At 66.8% G+C, this 19,091-nt stretch carries 20 protein-coding genes; 14 read left to right on the top strand and 6 right to left on the bottom strand.

Going from position 1 to position 19,091, the window contains the following annotated elements; translation table 11 throughout:
- Nucleotides 1-34: 34 nt before the first annotated feature.
- Nucleotides 35-1,735: an electron transfer flavoprotein-ubiquinone oxidoreductase gene (locus KW835_RS06615; protein ID WP_218381574.1), complete on the bottom strand. Its 1,701-nt coding sequence runs from the start codon at nt 1,733-1,735 to the stop codon at nt 35-37.
- 139 nt (nt 1,736-1,874) lie between these two features.
- Between KW835_RS06615 and KW835_RS06610 the strand changes: the two genes are divergently transcribed.
- Both KW835_RS06610 and KW835_RS06605 read left to right on the top strand, forming a co-directional pair.
- Complete coding sequence (locus tag KW835_RS06610) at nt 1,875-2,657, top strand: SDR family oxidoreductase (protein WP_218381573.1); 783 nt, start codon at nt 1,875-1,877, stop codon at nt 2,655-2,657.
- A gap of 21 nt (nt 2,658-2,678) precedes the next feature.
- Nucleotides 2,679-3,104 carry a thioesterase family protein gene (locus KW835_RS06605; RefSeq protein ID WP_218381572.1) on the top strand — a complete coding sequence of 142 codons (426 nt, stop codon included), beginning with the start codon at nt 2,679-2,681 and terminating at the stop codon, nt 3,102-3,104.
- Between the two features lie 79 nt (nt 3,105-3,183).
- On the opposite strand, the gene KW835_RS06600 is transcribed toward KW835_RS06605, so the two are convergent.
- Nucleotides 3,184-3,756, bottom strand: coding sequence for a peroxidase-related enzyme (locus tag KW835_RS06600; RefSeq protein ID WP_218381571.1), 573 nt, complete (start codon nt 3,754-3,756; stop codon nt 3,184-3,186).
- A 179-nt stretch (nt 3,757-3,935) separates the two neighbouring features.
- Nucleotides 3,936-4,751 carry an IclR family transcriptional regulator gene (locus KW835_RS06595; RefSeq protein ID WP_255593342.1) on the bottom strand — a complete coding sequence of 272 codons (816 nt, stop codon included), beginning with the start codon at nt 4,749-4,751 and terminating at the stop codon, nt 3,936-3,938.
- 135 nt (nt 4,752-4,886) lie between these two features.
- Between KW835_RS06595 and KW835_RS06590 the strand changes: the two genes are divergently transcribed.
- From KW835_RS06590 to KW835_RS06560, 7 genes are all read left to right on the top strand, one after another.
- Nucleotides 4,887-5,894 carry a tripartite tricarboxylate transporter substrate binding protein gene (locus KW835_RS06590; protein ID WP_218381570.1) on the top strand — a complete coding sequence of 336 codons (1,008 nt, stop codon included), beginning with the start codon at nt 4,887-4,889 and terminating at the stop codon, nt 5,892-5,894.
- Nucleotides 5,895-5,941: 47 nt separating this feature from the next.
- Nucleotides 5,942-6,865: an amidohydrolase gene (locus KW835_RS06585; protein WP_218381569.1), complete on the top strand. Its 924-nt coding sequence runs from the start codon at nt 5,942-5,944 to the stop codon at nt 6,863-6,865.
- Nucleotides 6,866-6,885: 20 nt separating this feature from the next.
- Nucleotides 6,886-7,905, top strand: coding sequence for a tripartite tricarboxylate transporter substrate binding protein (locus KW835_RS06580; RefSeq protein WP_218381568.1), 1,020 nt, complete (start codon nt 6,886-6,888; stop codon nt 7,903-7,905).
- A 75-nt stretch (nt 7,906-7,980) separates the two neighbouring features.
- Nucleotides 7,981-8,667, top strand: a complete 687-nt coding sequence (locus KW835_RS06575; RefSeq protein WP_218381567.1) for an RraA family protein — start codon at nt 7,981-7,983, stop codon at nt 8,665-8,667.
- Nucleotides 8,664-9,608, top strand: coding sequence for an NAD(P)-dependent oxidoreductase (locus KW835_RS06570; RefSeq protein WP_218381566.1), 945 nt, complete (start codon nt 8,664-8,666; stop codon nt 9,606-9,608). The genes KW835_RS06575 and KW835_RS06570 overlap by 4 nt, the downstream gene beginning before the upstream one ends.
- A 137-nt stretch (nt 9,609-9,745) precedes the next feature.
- Nucleotides 9,746-10,702 (top strand): tripartite tricarboxylate transporter substrate binding protein, encoded by a 957-nt coding sequence (locus KW835_RS06565; RefSeq protein ID WP_218381565.1) that lies wholly within the window; start codon nt 9,746-9,748, stop codon nt 10,700-10,702.
- A 125-nt stretch (nt 10,703-10,827) separates the two neighbouring features.
- Nucleotides 10,828-11,751 (top strand): SMP-30/gluconolactonase/LRE family protein, encoded by a 924-nt coding sequence (locus KW835_RS06560; protein ID WP_218381564.1) that lies wholly within the window; start codon nt 10,828-10,830, stop codon nt 11,749-11,751.
- 18 nt (nt 11,752-11,769) lie between these two features.
- Here KW835_RS06560 and KW835_RS06555 read toward each other — a convergent pair whose 3' ends face one another.
- Complete coding sequence (locus KW835_RS06555) at nt 11,770-12,894, bottom strand: NADH:flavin oxidoreductase/NADH oxidase (protein ID WP_218381563.1); 1,125 nt, start codon at nt 12,892-12,894, stop codon at nt 11,770-11,772.
- 133 nt (nt 12,895-13,027) lie between these two features.
- On the opposite strand from KW835_RS06555, the gene KW835_RS06550 reads away from it, so the two are divergent.
- From KW835_RS06550 to pcaC, 3 genes are all read left to right on the top strand, one after another.
- On the top strand, nt 13,028-13,957 hold the full coding sequence (locus KW835_RS06550; protein WP_218381562.1) for a LysR family transcriptional regulator: 930 nt from the start codon (nt 13,028-13,030) through the stop codon (nt 13,955-13,957).
- A gap of 107 nt (nt 13,958-14,064) precedes the next feature.
- Nucleotides 14,065-16,275, top strand: coding sequence for a catalase/peroxidase HPI (gene katG, locus KW835_RS06545; RefSeq protein WP_218381561.1), 2,211 nt, complete (start codon nt 14,065-14,067; stop codon nt 16,273-16,275).
- A gap of 146 nt (nt 16,276-16,421) precedes the next feature.
- Nucleotides 16,422-16,814, top strand: coding sequence for a 4-carboxymuconolactone decarboxylase (pcaC, locus tag KW835_RS06540; protein ID WP_218381560.1), 393 nt, complete (start codon nt 16,422-16,424; stop codon nt 16,812-16,814).
- 29 nt (nt 16,815-16,843) lie between these two features.
- Here the strand turns inward: pcaC and KW835_RS06535 are convergent, their stop codons facing one another.
- The gene (locus tag KW835_RS06535) at nt 16,844-17,392 is read right to left on the bottom strand and encodes a PAS and helix-turn-helix domain-containing protein (protein WP_218381559.1); all 549 of its coding nucleotides are present in this window, start codon (nt 17,390-17,392) and stop codon (nt 16,844-16,846) included.
- A 76-nt stretch (nt 17,393-17,468) separates the two neighbouring features.
- Between KW835_RS06535 and KW835_RS06530 the strand changes: the two genes are divergently transcribed.
- Nucleotides 17,469-18,179: a CoA transferase subunit A gene (locus KW835_RS06530; protein WP_218381558.1), complete on the top strand. Its 711-nt coding sequence runs from the start codon at nt 17,469-17,471 to the stop codon at nt 18,177-18,179.
- A 3-nt stretch (nt 18,180-18,182) separates the two neighbouring features.
- Nucleotides 18,183-18,821 (top strand): 3-oxoacid CoA-transferase subunit B, encoded by a 639-nt coding sequence (locus KW835_RS06525; protein WP_218381557.1) that lies wholly within the window; start codon nt 18,183-18,185, stop codon nt 18,819-18,821.
- A gap of 70 nt (nt 18,822-18,891) precedes the next feature.
- On the opposite strand, the gene KW835_RS06520 is transcribed toward KW835_RS06525, so the two are convergent.
- Nucleotides 18,892-19,091: DUF4148 domain-containing protein (locus tag KW835_RS06520; protein ID WP_218381556.1), on the bottom strand; the 200-nt coding region annotated here is incomplete at its 5' end.

Raw genomic sequence — 19,091 nt, 5'->3', positions numbered from 1 at the left:
TTTGCTCTGGGGTGGGCGGGATCGCCGGCGCGGACTACATGCCCGAGTAGTTCGGGCCGCCACCGCCTTCGGGCGTGACCCAGACGATGTTCTGCGTGGGGTCCTTGATGTCGCAGGTCTTGCAGTGCACGCAGTTCTGCGCGTTGATCTGCAGGCGCTGGGCGCTGCCGCCCTTGGCCTCGTCGGGCACGAACTCGTACACGCCGGCGGGGCAGTAGCGCGCCTCGGGGCCCGCGTACTTGGCGAGGTTGATGTCCACCGGCACGCTGGAGTTCTTCAGCGTCAGGTGGGCGGGCTGGTTCTCTTCGTGGTTGGTGTTGCTGATGAAGACGCTGGAGAGGCGGTCGAAGGTCAGCTTGCCGTCGGGCTTGGGGTAGACGATGGGCTTGCACTCGGCCGCAGGTTTGAGGTACGCGTGGTCGGGCTTGTCGCGGTGCAGCGTCCAGGGGATGTGGCCGCGCAGCACGAACTGCTCGAACCCGTTCATCAGCGTCGCGGTGGTCAGGCCGTATTTGAACCAGTTCTTGAAGTTGCGGTCCTTGTTCAGCTCGGTGTAGAGCCAGCTTTCCTCGAAGGCCTTGGGGTAGGCCTTGAGTTCGTCATGCTGGCGGCCGGCCACGACGGCGTCATAGGCCGCCTCGGCGGCCAGCATGCCGGTCTTGATGGCCGCGTGGCTGCCCTTGATGCGGCCCACGTTCAGGTACCCTGCGTTGCAGCCCACCAGTGCGCCACCGGGGAAGATGGTCTTTGGCAGGGCATTGATGCCGCTGGCGTTGATGGCGCGCGCGCCGTACGACAGGCGCTTTGCGGTGATCTCGCCCTTCTCGTTCTCGAAGTAGTAGCGGACGTTCGGGTGCGTCTTCCAGCGCTGGAACTCCTCGAACGGGCTGAGGTAGGGGTTCTTGTAGCCCAGGCCGGTCACGAAGCCGAGCGCGACCTTGTTGTCGTCCAGGTGGTAGAGGAATGCGCCGCCGTAGGTGTCGTTCTCCATCGGCCAGCCGGCGGTGTGCATCACGAAGCCAGGCTGGTGCTTCTTGGGGTCGATCTCCCACAGTTCCTTCACGCCGATGCCGAAGCTTTGCGGGTCGCGCCCTTCGTCGAGGTGGAAGCGCGCAATGAGCTGGCGGCCGAGGTGGCCGCGCGCGCCTTCGGCGAACACGGTGTACTTGCCCAACAGCTCCATGCCCAGCTGGAAGTTCTCGGTGGGCTCGCCGTCCTTGCCCACGCCCATGTTGCCGGTGGCCACGCCCTTGACCGAACCGTTCTCGTTGTAGAGCACCTCGGCGGCCGCAAAGCCAGGGAAGATCTCCACGCCCAGGGCCTCGGCCTGCTCGGCCATCCACTTGGTCACGTCGCCCAGGCGCACGATGTAGTTGCCATGGTTCTGCGCGAACGGCGGCAGGAAGACATTGGGCACGCGAAAGCCCGATTTTTCAGACAGGAAGATGTAGGCGTCGTCGGTGACGGGCTGCTTGAGCGGAGCGCCGCGCTTCTTCCAGTCGGGGATCAGCTCGGTCAGGGCCTTGGGGTCCATGATGGCGCCCGAGAGAATGTGCGCGCCGGGCTCGGATCCTTTTTCGAGCACCACCACCGACACGTCCTGGCCTTTTTCGGCGGCCAGCTGCTTCAGACGGATCGCCGTGGCCAGGCCGCCCGGGCCGCCGCCGACGACCACCACGTCGTATTCCATCGATTCACGGGGACCATACTGGGCGATGATTTCTTCGTTTGTCATGGGCTTCTCGTCGGGCGTTTGATAATGGATATTCTGAACAGAACAAGGTGCAATGCCCTGTCTGGCTGGCGACTGATTGTATTCACGGAATCGCGACAATCGAACGACCGTTCTATTTTGTTGAGTGGAGAGACTCTAAATGGCTTACAGCATCGACTTGTCCGGCCGCGTGGCCTTCATCACTGGAGCGTCCAGCGGCCTGGGCGCGCAGTTCGCTCGCACGCTGGCGAGGGCCGGCGCGGGCGTGGTGCTGGCCAGCCGCCGGGTGGAAAAGCTCAAGGAGCTGCGCGCGCGCATTGAAGGCGAGGGCGGTGACGCCCACGTGATCGAACTGGATGTGACCGACCACGACTCCATCAAGTCCGCCGTGGCGCACGCCGAGACCGAGATGGGCTCCATCGACATCCTGGTCAACAACTCGGGCGTGAGCACCACCCAGCGCCTGCAGGACGTGACGCCCGAGGACTACGACTTCATCTTCGACACCAACGTGAAGGGTGCGTTCTTCGTGGCGCAGGAGGTCGGCAAGCGCATGCTGGCCCGCTCGCGTGGCGCTGCGCCGGGCAGCTTCACGGGCGGGCGCATCATCAACATCGCGTCGATGGCGGGCCTGAAGGTGCTGCCGCAGATTGGTGCCTACTGCATGAGCAAGGCCGCCGTCGTGCAGATGACCCGCGCGATGGCGGTGGAATGGGGCAAGTTCGGTATCAACACGAATGCGATCTGCCCGGGCTACATCGACACCGAGATCAACCACCACCATTGGGACACCGAGCAAGGGCGCAAGCTCATCGACATGCTGCCGCGCAAGCGCGTCGGCAGCCCGCAGGACCTGGACGCGCTGCTGGTCATGCTGGCCAGCGACCAGAGCCATTTCGTCAACGGCGCCATCATCGCTGCCGACGACGGCTTTGCGGTGTGATCTCAGGGGCTTAGTGCAGAGATGAAGATTGAAATTCCCGAGGCCAAGAAGCTGGTCTTTGAGACGCGCTTTCCCGTGCGCTGGGGCGACATGGATGCGATGGGCCATGTGAACAACACGGTGTACTTTCGCTACCTGGAGACGGCGCGCATCGACTGGCTGGTGTCGGTGGGCTGCAACCCCGACCCGCAGGGCCAGGGGCCGGTGATCGTCAATGCGTTTTGCAACTTCTACCGCCAGCTGGAGTACCCGGCCGACGTGCTGCTCAAGCTCTATGTGAGCGACCCGGGCCGCACCACGTTCGAGACCTGGGGCACGATGGAGCGTGTGGACCAGCCGGGTGTGGTTTGCGCGGCGGGCGGTGCGACGACGATATGGGTGGACTTTCCGCGGCAGAAGGCCGCGGACCTGCCTGACTGGATGCGGGCGCTGGTGTCCGGGGACTGATTTTTCAAATGAAATGGCCGCCTACCGCTTGCCGGGAAAGCGCTAGCAGCTATTTAATTGATAGCGTTCAGCGCGCAGCTCACTTCTGCCTGGGCACGCGGCCCATCAGGTAGAACTCGGGATTTGGTTGCATGCCTGCGAAGCTGGCCATGCGGTTGGACAGCCCGAAGAACGCGGTGATGGCCGCGATGTCCCAGATGTCCTCGTCGTCGAAGCCGTGCGGATGCAGGGCTTCGAAATCGGCGTCCGCGATCTCCTGCGAGCGCTGGCAGACCTTCATCGCAAAGTCGAGCATCGCGCGTTCGCGCGGGCTGATGTCGGCCTTGCGCCAGTTGACCGCGACCTGGTCGGCGATGAAAGGCTTCTTTTCGTAGATGCGCAGGATGGCGCCGTGAGCCACCACGCAGTACAGGCACTGGTTGGCGGCGCTGGTGGCGGTGACGATCATCTCGCGTTCGCCCTTGGTCAGGCTGCCTTCTTCCTTGAGCATGAGTGCGTCGTGGTACGCGAAGAACGCGCGCCACTCTGCAGGGCGGCGCGCGAAGGCCAGGAACACATTGGGGATGAAGCCGGCCTTCTCCTGCACCTCCAGAATGCGGGCGCGGATGTCGTCGGGCAGGGTGTTCAGATCGGGGAAGGGGTAGCGGCTCACGAAGGTCTCCTTGGGTTGTGTTGTTTCGTGTGATGGATGCCAGTATCAGCGATGCACGCGTTGCGCACGCCCCCGAAACTGGCGCGGCCCGCACCAGTGCACCCGAGGATCCGGCTCCGCCGGTCCACCGAGTGCGTCCCCCTCAGGGGGAAGACGCCGTCAGGCGGCTCAGGGGGAACTCAAGGATGCCAGTGGGTCGCCCGCACCGGGCTTTGCGCAGGGGCCGCCGTGTTGCCCGCCAGCGCATACGACAGCTGTGTCGCGGCCGCGATCACCGTCTGGGCCAGGCTTTCGAGCTTTTCGGCAGGCAGGCGCGATGCGGGACCCGAAATGCACACCGAGCCCATCAGCCTCCAATGCATGCCGAACACCGGCGCCGACACGGTGGCCACGCCCTGTTCGCGCTCGCCGATGGACCAGTGGTAGCCCTTCCTGCGGATGTCTTCGTACGCCTTGCCCGGCTCGCCCGAGAACGCCAGGATCACGCGGCCCGGCGAGCCTTTGTCGAGCGGCAGGCCTTCGCCCATGCGTGCGTGGTGGCGCAAGGCCTGCGGGCCTTCCACGCGCACCAGGCAGGTCCGCACCTGGCCTTCGCGCACGTAGAAGGCCGCGCTTTCGCCGGTGGCGTGGGTCAGTTCGCGCAGGGCGGGTTCCAGCACGTTCTGCACGTCAAAGCCCGCCTGGTAGCGCGCGCCCAGCCAGCCTGCGGCCGGGCCCAGGCGCCAGTCACCGTCTTCGCGCTGCACCATGAAGCCCGACTGGGCCAGTGTGCGCGCCAGGCGCAGCACGGTGGTCTTGTGCAGGCCGCAGCGGCGGCTCAGCTCGGCCAGTGGCAGGCTGGACTCTCCCAGGGCAAACGCCTCCAGCACCTGCAGGGCGCGCGTGACGGCAATGACGCCGCCTGCGGCCTCGGCCTCGCCAGTTGAGGCCGGTGCGGCAGGTGGGGGAGCAGGGGGCAGCAGAGGGCGTGCGGTCTTGCGGGGGGTGTTGCTCATGGTGCCATTCGTTTCACTGTGCGCAACTGCATTGTATGGGTTGAAACGTCTGCGTAAAGTCGCGACCACGGTGCCGGGGCCTTGCCAGGTTGTGCAGACCGGCGTGAAGAACCACCAATAAACGGAGACAAATCCATGCCAGCTTTTCCATCGCTTTCGCGCGTCCTCGGCGCGCACCTGTGCCGTGCCCTGCTGGGCGTTGCGGCCCTGGCCGCGCCTGCGGGCGCAGCCCTGGCGCAGGGCACGTACCCGGCCAAGCCCATCCGCCTGATCGTGCCGTTCCCGCCCGGCGGCGGCACCGACATGATCGCGCGCACCGTGGCGCAAAAGCTCGCGGACCAGAACAAGTGGAACGTGATCGTGGACAACCGTCCCGGCGCTGGCGGCAACCTGGGCGTGGACGCGGCGGCCAAGTCGGCCCCTGATGGCTACACCCTGGTCATGGGCCAGACCAGCAACCTGGCGATCAACCCCACGCTGTACCCCAAGCTGCCCTACGACCCCATCAAGGACCTGGTGCCCGTGGCGCTGGTGTCGTCGTCGCCCATCGTGATCGCCGCGCCGGCCAGTTCACCGTACAAGACCTTCGCCGACGTGGTGGCCGCCTCCAAGGGCAAGCCTGACGCGCTCACCCTGGGCTACTCGGGCAACGGCACGGTGGCCCACCTGGCCGGCGAGCTCGCCGAGAACGCGGCGGGCATCAAGCTGCGCCACATCCCCTACAAGGGCGCGGCCCAGGCCATGACGGACCTGGTGGGCGGGCAGATCGATCTGTACATGTCGTCCGTGCCCACGCTGCTGGGTCAGGTGCGCAACGGCAAGCTCAAGGTGCTCGCCATCACATCGGCCAAGCGCTCGTCGCAGCTGCCGGATGTGCCCACGCTGGCCGAGTCCGGCTACAAGGGCTTCGAGGCCGTGACCTGGTTCGGCATCCTGGCGCCGGCCGGTACGCCCGCGCCCATCGTGGCGCAGCTGAACAAGGCGATCAACCAGGCGCTGCAGCACGCCGAAGTGGCCGACAAGCTGCGCTCCGAAGGCGGCGACGTGCTGGGCGGCTCGGCCGATCAATTCGGGCAACTGCTGCGCACCGAGGTGCCGCGCTGGGGCAAGATCGTCAAGGACTCGGGCGCCAGCCTGGACTGATCCGCGCCGGCACAGCCACCGCTTTGCGCCCTCCAGGAGTCCGCGCCATGCACCGCGACAGCCTTGTCACGCCTGTACGGTTCTCGTCCGGCACGGCCGCGCCGCGCACCGTGGTGCCGGCCGGCGCCTGCGACTGCCATGTGCACGTGTACGACAGCCGCTTTCCCGCCGCACCGCTGGCCAGGCTACTGCCGCCCGACGCGTCGGCGCATGACTACCGCGCACTGCAGCAGCGCATCGGCACCACGCGGGTGGTGCTGGTCACCCCATCGACCTACGGCACCGACAACCGCCCGCTGCTCGAAGGCCTGGCCGCGCTGGGCACCCTGGGCGTGCAGGCCCGGGGCGTGGCGGTGATCGACGGTGCCGAGAGCGACGCCGAGTTGCTGCGCCTGCATGCGGCTGGTGTGCGCGGCGTGCGGCTGAACCTGTCGCTGGGCGTGTCGGGCACGGCGGATTCGCTGCTGCCGCTGGCCCGCCGCATCGCGCCGCTGGGCTGGCACCTGCAGCTGCTGATGGCACCCGATGTGCTGGTCGCGCAGGCCGATGTGCTGCGCCTGCTGCCCGTGCCGGTGGTGTTCGACCACTTCGGCCGCATTGCTCCCGCGCAGGCGGGGCGGCACCCCGCCCATGCGCTGCTGCTGGCGCTGCTGCAGGGCGGGCAGGCGTGGATCAAGCTGTCTGGCGGCTACATCGTGAGCGAGCAGCATTCGGTGGAAGACCCCGCGCTCGACGCCCTGGCTGCCAGCTACCTGCGCTGCGCGCCCGACCGCGTGGTCTGGGGCAGCGACTGGCCGCATGCCACGGCATCGGCCGGCGTGCAGCCCCTGCCCGACGACGCCCGCCAGGTGGACCGGCTGGCCGACTGGGCGCGCGAGGCTGGCGACAGCAGCGCCACGCTGCAGCGCGTGCTGGTGGACAACCCGGCGGCGCTGTACGGCTTCGCACCCACCATTTCTTCATTGCCTTGATGACACCGGGAGACATCGCCATGACCGAATCCGCAACCCACACGCCACCTGCAGGCCCGTCGCGCCGCCGCGTGCTCGCCGCCAGCGGTGCCGCGCTGATGCCCCCCTGGCTGGCCGCCCCGGCGCTGGCCCAGGGCGACTGGCCTGCCGGCCGCGTCATCACCTGGGTGGTGCCGTACCCCCCAGGCGGCAGCACCGACGTGCTGGGCCGCAACGTGGCGCAGCGCATCGGCGCGGCACTGTCCACCAACGTCATCGTGGACAACAAGGCGGGTGCCACCGGCACCATCGGCGCGGCCTTCGTCGCCAAGGCCGCGCCCGACGGCACCACGCTGCTGGGCACCTCCATCGGCCCGCAGGCGATCGCACCGCACCTGATGGGCAAGCTGCCGTACGACCACATCACCGCGTTCGAGCCCGTGGTCATCATCGGCACCATCCCGCACATCCTGGTGGTGGGTGTGAACCAGCCGTTCAAGACCGTGGCCGACCTGCTGGCAGCGGCCAAGGCGCAGCCGGGCAAGCTTGCCTTTGCATCGGGCGGCAACGGCACCATCCTGCAGATGCAGGGCGAGCTGCTGCAGCAGCAGACCGGCGCGCGCTTCATCCACGTGCCCTACAAGGGTGACACGCCAGCGCTGCAGGACACGCTGGCCGAGCAGGTGCAGTTCATGTTCGCGCCCGCGGCCGCCGCGCTGCCGCATGTGCAGGCAGGCAAGCTGCGCGCGCTGGCCGTCACGTCGGCACAGCGCCTGAAGTCCCTGCCGGCCGTCCCCACGATGGGCGAGGTGGGCATGAAGGACTTCGTGGTGGAGCAATGGCAGGCGGTGTTCGCGCCTGCCAAGACGCCCGCCACCGTGGTGTCGCGACTAAACCAGGAAATCAACAAGGCCCTGAAGGACCCCGCCGTGGTGGCCCTGGCCGACAAGCTGGGCGTGACGCTGGTCGGCGGCACGCCCCAGCAGCTGGGTGACCTGCAAGAGGCCGACTCCGCCAAGTGGGCCAAGGTGATCAAGGAGGGGAATATCAAAGCCGAATAAGGCCGCGTCCTCTCTCTATTGCCGAACCGACCCAGACCTATCCCCGTTTCTTTTCTCTCAACCGGACAGAACACCATGAGCCAACTCCCCGACATCATCCGTGACATCGAGCGCGTCAGCGCCGACGTCGTCAGCAAAGCCGCCACTTACCAGGCCGCCATCCTGGCTGACGTCGCCGGCCGCCGCGGCACCCTGCACGGCCGCGTGGCGCCCGTGCACCAGAGCATGAAGGTCGCAGGCCCGGCCTTCACCGTGGAAGTGCGCCCCGGCGACAACCTCATGATCCACGCCGCCATTGCGCTCGCCCAGCCCGGCGACGTGCTGGTGATCGACGGCAAGGGCGACCTGACCGCCGCGCTCATGGGCACGCTGATGCTCAGCGCCTGCAAGAAGCGGGGCCTCGCCGGCGTGATCGTGGATGCCGCCATCCGCGACAAGCTCGAGATCCTGGAGCTGGACTTCCCCGTGTTCAGCGCAGGCTTCAACCCCGCCGGGCCCACCAAGTACGTGCCCGGCCGCATCAACCACCCGATCTCGGCCGGCGGCGCGACCGTGAACCCCGGCGACCTGGTGGTGGGCGACGCCGACGGCGTGGTCGTGATCGAGCGCGCCAAGGCCCCCGGCATGATGGCCCTGGCCGACAAGAAGGTGGCTGATGAAGCTGCCCGCATCGAGGCCATCGCCCGGGGCGACACGGCCTCCAAGTGGCTGCCCGCCGCGCTGCGTGCGGCGGGTGTCCTGACGGAAGGGGAATCGCTGTGAGCACCAACCCCGCCATCATCGTCACGGGAGCCGACCTGGCGCAGCAGGCGCTCGGCCTGCTCACCGGCTACGAAGTCATCTACGCTGGCAAGACGCCGACCGAAGACGACCTGGTCGCCCTGGCCAGGCAACACGACCCGGTGGCCATCATCGTGCGCTACGGCAAGGTGGGCCCGGCCGTGATGGACGCGGCGCCTTCGCTCAAGGTGATCTCCAAGCACGGCAGCGGCACCGACACCATCGACAAGGTGGCGGCCCAGGCGCGCGGCATCCAGGTGGTGGCCGCCGTGGGCGCCAATGCCGCAGCCGTGGCCGAGCAGGCGCTGGCGCTGCTGCTGGCCTGCGCCAAGTCGGTGGTGCAGCTGGATGCGCGCATGCATGCCGGCCACTGGGACAAGGCCACGCACAAGAGCCTGGAGCTCCACGGCCGCACCGTGGGCGTGGTGGGCCTGGGCGCCATCGGCCTGCGGTTTGCCAAGATGGCCGATGCTTTGGGCATGCGGGTGATCGGCTTCGACCCGTTCGCCCAGAACCTGCCCGACTACGTGCAGTGCGTTCCGCTCGAAACGATCTGGCGGGAGGCGGATGCCGTGTCCCTGCACTGCCCGCTGACCGACGACAACCGCGGCATGCTCAACGCCGCCACGCTCGCACAGTGCAAGCGCGGCGTCATCGTGGTGAACACCGCGCGCGGCGGCCTCATCGACGAAGCCGCGCTGCTCGCAGCCGTGCGCTCGGGCCAGGTGATGGCGGCGGGCCTGGACAGCTTTGCGGTGGAGCCCATGGTGGCCGGCCACCCGTTCCAGGGCGAGAAGAATTTCATCCTCAGCCCGCACATCGGTGGCGTGACCAGCGACGCCTACGTGAACATGGGCGTGGGCGCGGCCACGAACCTGCTGGCAGTGCTGGCCCGCGAGACGCCAGCGATGCGTGCCGCGTAGCCATGGCAGGGAAAGCCCGGCGAACAAGATTTTGAATAAAAAATGGCCTCTACCGCTTGTCCATCAAGCGGTTGTAGCTATTTTATTGATAGCGTTTTGGCTGAATGCCCCCATGAACGATGGATCGGAGACAAGACATGTTGCGTTTTCTCAAACCCCTGATCGCCGCCTGCGCCCTGGCTGCCGGCCTGGCCCATGCCGCGTTCCCGGAGCGCCCCATCACCATCGTCGTGCCTTATGCCCCGGGCGGCGCGGCCGACGCCGTGGCCCGCGTGCTGGCCACGCGCCTGGGCGCGAAGCTGGGCACCAGCGTGATCGTGGACAACAAGGCCGGTGCCAGCGGCACCATCGGCGCGAGCTACGTGGCCAAGGCCAGCCCTGATGGCTACACAGTGCTGTACGACGCCACGCCGTACTCCATCAACCCGCACCTGTTCCCCAAGATGCCATATGCCGCCAACGCGCTGCAGCCGCTTTCGCTGGTGCTGCTGGCGCCCAACGTGCTCATCGTGAAAACCGACTCGCCGATCAAGAACGTCGGCGACCTGGTCGCCAGGGCCAAGGCGGCGCCGGGCAAGCTCAACTTCGCCTCGGGCGGCAGCGGCACGGTGCAGCGGTTGGCGGCCGAGCTGTTGCGCCAGCAGCTGAATCTGGACATGGTGCACGTGCCCTACAAGAGCGGCGGCCCCGCCATCACCGACGTGATGGCCGGCCAGGTGGACTTCATGTTCGGCACCGTGGCCGCCACCTACCCGCACGTGTCGGGCGGCAAGCTGCGCGCCCTGGCCGTGTCGGCGCCCGAGCGCTCCAGGCGCCTGCCCGACGTGCCCACCGTGGCCGAGACGGTGATCCCCGGCTACGAAGCGTATGAATGGAACGGCATGTTCCTGCCCGCTGGCACGCCCGAGCCTATCGCCGCCAAGCTGCGCGAGGCCGTGCAGGAGGTGATGAAGGAAGACGAGCTCAAGCAGCGCCTGGCCGACATGGGCGCGCAGCCCGTGGGCTCCACGCCCGCCGAGTTCGCGGCCTTCCTCAAGAAGGAAGACAGCAAGTGGGGCGATGTGGTGCGCAAGGGCAACATCAAGCTGGACTGATCGCCCATGGTCCTGCCATTGCGCGATGCCATGCCGCATGGATGCGGTGGGGGCCGCCTCGTCGACAACCCGGCGCGGCGGTATGGTTTCGGCTCTCCTGCCTGAACAACAAGAAAGACACCGCCATGTTTCTGCTGCAACCACCCCAGGTCCGTGACCTGGATGTGTTCACCTCCATGCCCGACCACTTTCGCCGCCGCGAGCGCAGCGAGTGGGCCGACGCCAACCGGGGCGGCACCGTCACCGATTCGTTTCTGGAGGGCCCGGTGTTCGACGACGCAGGCCACCTGTACGTGACCGACATCCCGTGGGGCCGCATCTTTCGCATCAGCCCAGAGGGCGCGTGGACGCTGGTGGCCGAGTACGACGGCGAGCCCAACGGCATGAAGTTCATGGATGCCGGCACGCTGATCATCACCGACTACAAGAACGGCCTCATGCGCCTGGACGTGGCCACCGGCACCGTCACGCCGCACCTGGAGCGCCGCAACAGCGAGCGCTTCAAGGGCGTGAACGATTTGATCTTCGACGCCGAGGGCAACCTGTACTTCACCGACCAGGGGCAAAGCGGCCTGCATGACCCGAGCGGCCGCCTGTACCGCCTGCGCCCGAACGGCCAGCTCGACCTGCTGCTGGCCAACGTGCCCAGTCCCAACGGCGTGGCGCTGTCTCCCGACGGGCGCGTGCTGTACCTGGCCGCCACGCGCGGCAACTGCGTGTGGCGCGTGCCGCTGCTGCCCGACGGCAGCGTGGCCAAGGTGGGGCAGTTCTTCACGTCCTACGGGCCCAGCGGCCCCGACGGCTTGGCCGTGGATGCGCAGGGCCGGCTGCTGGTGGCCAACCCGGGCCTGGGCTACGTCTGGGTGCTCAATCACCGGGCCGAGCCCGAGCTGGTGCTGCGCGGGCCGGCCGGGGCATCCACCACCAACCTGGCGTTTGGCGGGGAGGGCGGCCAGACGGTGTTCGTGACCGATTCGACCCACGGCCACATTCTGCGCGCGCGGCTGGATGCGCCGGGGCTGCCGCTGCACCGCCCGGCCGGGGGCTGAGCGGCGGTTGGAGGCGGTTTACTGCGCCGCAGCGACCTTGGCCGCACCCCGATAACGCGACAGCCAGTGCGCGTACGGTGCGGGCAGCGTGGTCCATTCAGGCTTCTGCGCGCCCAGCACCTGCGCCAGATGGTAGGTGTAGTGCGGGTTGGACAGGTGGGCGCGGCCGATCATCACCAAGTCCATCTGGCCGTCGGCCACTGCGCTTTCAGCGATTTTTGGGTCGTCGATTCCCCATGACGACGCCACGGGCAGTCCGGCTTCGCTGCGCACGCGCTGGGCCACCGGGGCCAGGAAGGCCGGCGTGGCCCAGGGGATCTGGGTCTCTGCGATCACGAAATTGGCGCTGACGTTGACCATGTCCAGGCCGCGCTCGCGCATCTGGCGCACCAGCTCGATGGACTCGGCCACGGTTTCCTCGTCGCGGCCGTCGTATTCGATCACGCCGAAACGTGCCGTGAGCGGCAGGTGCGCGGGCCAGACCTTGCGCACAGCCTCCACGGTTTCCAGCAGAAAGCGTGCGCGGTTGTCGAAGCTGCCGCCGTACTGGTCGGTGCGCTGGTTGCTGTGGGGCGAGAAGAAGCTCTGCGCGAGGTAGCCGTGGGCAAAGTGCAGCTCCAGCCATTCAAAGCCCGCGGCTACCGCACGGCGGGCAGCGGCCACAAAGTCGGCCTGCACGCGCGCAATGTCCGCGAGCGTCATGGCCTTGGGCACACGGGGCAGGTCGCCGCCATAGGCAATGGCGGACGGGGCGATGGGCTGCCAGGCACGCGGGTCGTCTGCGGGAATGTGGTCGTCGCCTTCCCACGGGCGCTGGGCGCTGGCCTTGCGCCCGGCGTGGCCGATCTGAATGCCGGGCACGGCGCCAGCGGCCTTGATGTTGGCGGCGATGCGGGCCAGGCCTTCGACCTGCTGGTCGTTCCACAGGCCGGTGCAGGCCGGGGTGATGCGGCCTTCGGGCGACACGCCCGTGGCTTCCACGATGACCAGGCCTGCGCCGCCACGGGCAAGGCCGGCGTAGTGCGCCTGGTGCCATTCATTGGTCAGGCCGTCGGTGGCGCTGTACTGGCACATCGGCGGGACCGCGATGCGGTTGCGCAGGGTGACGCTTTGGAGCTGGAACGGGGTGAACAGGGCGGACATGAAGCTTTCTTTCTTGTGGGAGACTGAAAAGGGGAGTGAAGCGGGAGGGCCAAAGAAGTAATGGCCCCACACGGTGAGGATGGTGGGTACGATGCAGCCATAAACCAAATCGATATTTCTTATTCTTGAAATCATGGCAATCGATATCAGGGCGATGGACCTGAACCTGCTCAAGGCGCTGGATGCCCTGCTCGACGAGCGCAGCGTGACCCGCGCAGCCCAGCGCCTGTCGCTCACCCAGCCTGCGGTCAGCGGCATGCTGACCCGTCTGCGTGAGAGCTTCGACGACCCGCTTTTCGTGCGCACCCAGCGCGGCATCACGCCCACGCTGCGCGCGCAGGAGCTGGCCGCGCCGGTCAAGGAGCTGCTGGGTGGGATCGAGTCGCTGCTGCAACCCCAGGCTTTCGACCCCGCCACGGCGCAGATGACCGTGCAGCTGGCATCCACCGACTACGCGCTGCAGGCGGTGGTGGTGCCGTTTCTTGCCAAGCTGCGGCGCCGCGCGCCCGGCGTGCGTGTGGCCGTGGTGCCCGCCCAGCACCTGCCGGTGTACGAGCGGCTGGAGCGCGGCGATATCGACCTGGCCCTGATCAGCCCGGAGAACACCGCCCCCGACCTGTATGCCCGCCACCTGTTCGACGAGCGCTATGTGTGCGTGATGCGCGCGGGGCACCCGGACGCCAGGGGCGCGCTGTCGCTGGACCGCTTCTGCGCGCTGGACCATGCGCTCATCTCGTACACGGGCGGCAGCTTCTGCGGCGTTACGGACGAGGTGCTGGCACGCCTGGGCCGGTCGCGCCGGGTGGTGCTGTCGATCACCAGCTTTCTGGTACTACCGGAGATCCTGCGCAACAGCGACCTGATCGCAGTGGTGCCGCAGCGGGTCGTGGCCGATGCCCGTGGGCTCAAGGTACTGGAGCCACCGGTGGCCATACCGGGCTTTGTGAAAACCGCCGCCTGGCACGAACGCACCCACCGTTCGCCAGGGCATCGATGGGTGCGCTCCGTGCTGTTCGATACCTGTGGGTGCGAGGAGGCCGGGAGCCCGCTGCGCTTGCTGTGATGTGATTTGATTAGATAAAACTATTGAATCAATCGAAACGATTGTCTTTTATTTCCGGGGTGCTTTCCTTAGCATCGATCACTCATCAGTCACCAAAGGAGCGCCCCATGACACAAGAAAGCAAGTGCCCGTTCGACCACACCAAAGCCGCCGCGCCCAAGGGCCGGGGTAATGCGGACTGGTGGCCCAACCAGCTCAACCTGCGCCCCCTGAACCAGAGCTCGCCGCTGGTGGACCCCATGGGCGACGGCTTCAACTACGCCGAAGAGTTCAAAAGCCTGGACCTGGCTGCGGTGAAGGCCGACCTGCACGCGCTGATGACCGACTCGCAGGACTGGTGGCCTGCCGACTTCGGCCACTACGGCCCCCTGTTCATCCGCATGGCCTGGCACAGCGCCGGCACCTACCGCCTGGCCGATGGCCGGGGCGGCGCCGGGGCAGGGCAGCAGCGTTTTGCACCCCTGAACAGCTGGCCCGACAACGCCAACCTGGACAAGGCCCGCCGTCTGCTCTGGCCCATCAAGCAGAAGTACGGCCGCAAGATCTCGTGGGCCGACCTGATGATTCTCACGGGCAACGTCGCGCTCGAATCCATGGGCTTCAAGACCTTCGGCTTTGCCGGTGGCCGCCCCGATGTGTGGGAACCCGATGAAAACGTGTACTGGGGCGCAGAGACCACATGGCTCGGCGGCGACAAGCGCTACAGCGGCGAGCGCGACCTGGCCAAGCCCCTGGCCGCCGTGCAGATGGGCCTGATCTACGTGAACCCCGAAGGCCCGAACGGCAACCCCGACCCTCTGGCCGCGGCGCGCGACATCCGCGACACCTTTGCCCGCATGGCGATGGACGATGAAGAGACAGTGGCGCTGATCGCCGGCGGCCACACCTTCGGCAAGACCCACGGCGCGGGCGACGCGGCCCTGGTGGGCCTGGAGCCCGAAGGCGGCGGCATCGAGGACCAGGGCTTCGGCTGGATCAGCAAGCACGGCAGCGGCTTTGGCGGCGACGCCATCACCAGCGGCCTGGAAGTCACCTGGACGACGACACCCACGAAGTGGAGCAACAACTTCTTCGAGAACCTGTTCGGTTTTGAGTGGGAGCTGACCAAGAGCCCGGCAGGCGCGCACCAGTGGACAGCCAAGAATGCACAGGCGTCCATCCCGCATGCTCACGACCCGTCCAAGAAGCTGGTGCCCACCATGCTGACCACCGATTTGTCTCTGCGCTTCGATCCGGCCTACGAGAAGATCTCGCGCCGCTTCCTCGACAACCCCGACCAGTTCGCCGACGCGTTTGCCCGTGCCTGGTTCAAGCTGACCCACCGCGACATGGGCCCGCGCTCGCGCTACCTGGGCGCGGACGTGCCGGCCGAAGTGCTGGTGTGGCAAGACCCTGTGCCCGAGGTGGACCACGCGCTGGTCGATGCACAGGATGTGGCGGCGCTCAAGGCCCAGGTTCTGGCATCGGGTTTGTCGGTTGCCGAGCTGGTGTCCACGGCCTGGGCTTCTGCCTCCACTTTCCGGGGTGGCGACAAGCGTGGCGGTGCCAACGGCGCGCGCATCCGCCTGGCGCCGCAAAAGGACTGGGAGGTGAACCAGCCCGCGCAACTGGCCAAGGTGCTGGGCCGGCTCGAAGCGATCCAGCAGGCCTTCAATGCTGCGCAACAGACCAGCGGCAGCGGCAAGAAGATCTCGCTGGCCGACCTGATCGTGCTGGCCGGTGGCGCAGCCGTGGAAGCCGCAGCCAAGAAAGCCGGGCAGGACGTGACCGTGCCCTTCACGCCGGGCCGCACCGATGCATCGCAAGCGCAGACCGATGTGCCGTCGTTCGACGTCATGGAGCCGGTCGCCGATGGTTTCCGCAACTATGTGAAGCCGGGCCTGGAGGGCGCCGTGGCCGAACTTCTCATCGACCGTGCCAACCAGCTCACGCTGACCGGACCCGAGATGACGGTGCTCGTCGGTGGCCTGCGGGTGCTGGGGGCGAACGTGGCGGCCGCAGCGGCGCACGGTAGCTTCACGCAGCGTCCGCAAACATTGAGCAACGACTTCTTTGTCAACCTGCTGGACATGCGCACCAAGTGGCAGAAGTCGGCAACGTCGGCAGGTGTGCTGGAAGGCGTGGACCGCGCGAGCGGTGCCGCGAAGTGGACGGGCACGGTGGCCGACCTCGTGTTCGGCTCCAACTCGCAACTGCGCGCCCTGGCTGAGGTGTATGGCAGCAGCGACGCGCAGGCCGTCTTTGTGAAGGACTTCGTGCGCGCCTGGACCAAGGTCATGAACCTGGACCGTTTTGACGTGGCGCCGGGCAAGCACTGATGACGCATCGCGCCCGTGCCGCTGCCCGGGTGCAAGCAGCTGGAGTTGAAAACGCCGCACGCGCCATCGGGTGTGTGCGGCGTTTTTTCATGGGGCCTTGCAGGCGCAGCTAACATCGTGCGCACCCTTCGAAGGAGAAAGACTGCATGACCCAGCCACCATCATCCAAGGATTTCGACAAAGGCCTGGCCACCCGCCGCCAAGTCATGGGAGACGACTTCGTGGACCGTGCCTTCGGCAACGCGACGCCCTTTACCCAGCCCATCCAGGAATACATCACGCGCAACGCGTGGGGCGACGTCTGGCAGCGCCCCGGCCTGGACTTGCGCACCCGCAGCCTCATCACCGTGTCCATGCTCATTGCCCTGGGCAAGCAGCACGAACTCAAGGGCCACGTGCGCGGCGCTCTCAACAACGGCGTGACGGCCGAAGAGCTGCAGGAAGTACTGCTGCACGCCAGCATCTACTGCGGCGTGCCGACGGCGGTGGAAGCCTTCCGCACGGCTGCAGAAGTGGTGGATGGTCCGTTGAAGGGGTAACCGGGGATGGCGCGTAGCGGCTCAGGGGCTTAACTCCCCCCGGCGAGGAGCTTTTGCACCAGGTCCGCCGCCGTGGATGCGTTGTACTTGCGCATGAGCCGCGCCCGGTAGATCTCCACCGTGCGGTGGCTGATCTCAAGGGCCTTGCCTATCTCCTTTGACGTGAGACCTTCGAGCAACCGGGCCGCCACCTCGCGCTCTCGCCCCGTCAGCTCTGCCTTCACGGGGCGCTGCGCGGAAAGGTCCTCGAAGCTCCAGATGCCCGAGGCATGCGGGTCTGCTCGGTTCAATGCGCGGCCCGACACATGGCACCAGAAGACCTCGCCATTGGCGCGCTTCATGATGCGGTTGTCGGCGTAGTGGCCCTTGGCGTTCAGGATGGGCTCCATGTGTGCGCCCAGGCGCTCGTACTCGTCGGCGCTGGGGTACAGCACCTGGAACGACTGGCCAATCAGAACCTCGCGCGAGGCGCCGAACATCTCGCAGACATGTCGGTTGCAGTCCACCATGGTGCGGTTGCGCGACAGCACCAGGCCCACGGGCGCCATGTCGAAAGCCAGCCGGTAATCAACATCCATAGTGAAAGTCTTTACGAGAAACTACTTATTCGGATACGTAGTATCGTAGCGCATCCCAATTCATAAGGAGATCGTGGTGAACAAGATATTCCCCTCGGCCGCCGAAGCCCTGCAGGGCGTGGTGGCGGATGGCCAGCTCATGGCCGTTGGCGGCTTCGGTTTGTGCGGTATTCCGGAGGCCCTGATCGACGCGCTGCGTGATTCGGGCGCGAAGAACCTCACCGTGATCTCCAACAACGCGGGCGTGGACGGCTTCGGGCTGGGCAAGCTGCTCGAAACCCGCCAGATCAAGAAGATGATTTCGTCGTACGTGGGCGAGAACAAGGAGTTCGAGCGCCAGTACCTGGCGGGCGAGCTGGAGCTGGAATTCACGCCCCAGGGGACGCTGGCTGAGAAGCTGCGTGCGGGCGGCGCGGGCATCCCGGCCTTTTTCACCAAGACGGGCGTGGGCACCATCGTGGCCGAGGGCAAGGAGCTGCGCGAGTTCGACGGCGAAACCTATGTGATGGAGCGGTCGCTCGTGCCGGAAGTGTCGCTGGTCAAGGCCGACGTGGCCGACAAGTCGGGCAACCTGCGCTTCAACCTCACAGCGCGAAACTTCAACCCCGCAGCCGCCACCGCCGGCAAGGTCTGCATCGTCGAGGTGGAAAAGATCGTGGAAGTGGGCGAACTGGCCCCGGACGACATCCACCTGCCGGGCATCTACGTGCACCGCATCGTGCTCAATGCCAGCCCGGAAAAGCGCATCGAGAAACGCACGATCACGGAAAAGAAAGAAGGAGCCTGAACCATGCCCTGGACCCAAGACCAGATGGCCGCGCGCGCGGCCCAAGAACTCGAAGACGGCTTCTACGTCAACCTGGGCATCGGCATCCCCACGCTGGTGGCCAACTTCACCGGCGACAAGGAAGTGTGGCTGCAGTCCGAGAACGGCATGCTGGGCATCGGCCCCTTCCCGACGGATGACAAGGTAGACCCGGATCTCATCAACGCCGGCAAGCAGACCGTGACCACCATCAAGGGCTCGTCCATCTTCGGCAGCGACCAGTCGTTCGCGATGATCCGGGGCGGCAAGATCAACCTGTCCATCCTGGGCGCGATGCAGGTCAGCGAAAAGGGTGACCTGGCCAACTGGATGATCCCCGGCAAGATGGTCAAGGGCATGGGCGGTGCCATGGATCTGGTGGCCGGCGTCAAGCGTGTGATCGTGCTCATGGAGCATGTGGCCCGGAAGAAGGATGGCACCGAGGATCTCAAGATCCTGCCCGCCTGCACGCTGCCCCTCACGGGTGTGGGCGTGGTGGACCGCATCATCACCGACCTGGCCGTGCTGGATGTGACGCCAGCAGGTCTCAAGGTGGTGGAGCTGGCGCCGGGCGTGAGCTTCGAGGCGCTACAGGCCAAGACCGGAGTGACGCTGATCGCTTGATCTTTGCCGCAGGAACGCAAAAACGGGCTCCCTAGGGAGCCCGTAGTCTTTGGTGGTCAGCCCAGCCAGATTACATCGCGCTGATTTCGCCCGATGGGATGGTGCCGGTGCGCACGGCTTCCGCAGCCTGGGCACGCACGGCGGCGCGGTCGGCGGTGGACTTGTAGGTCACGACGCGCGAACCTGCGGGCTCGATGCTGCGGGTCTGGGCAACGCTCGATGCCTCGGCAGCCACTTCGGCGCGGGTGCGGTTGGTTTCGAACTTCGTGG

Source organism: Acidovorax sp. sic0104 (assembly GCF_019219095.1).
In the GTDB taxonomy this organism is placed as follows: Bacteria; Pseudomonadota; Gammaproteobacteria; order Burkholderiales; family Burkholderiaceae_C; genus Acidovorax.
Note: the sequence above shows the minus strand (reverse complement) of the source record. Positions and strands in the feature narration are given on the sequence as shown.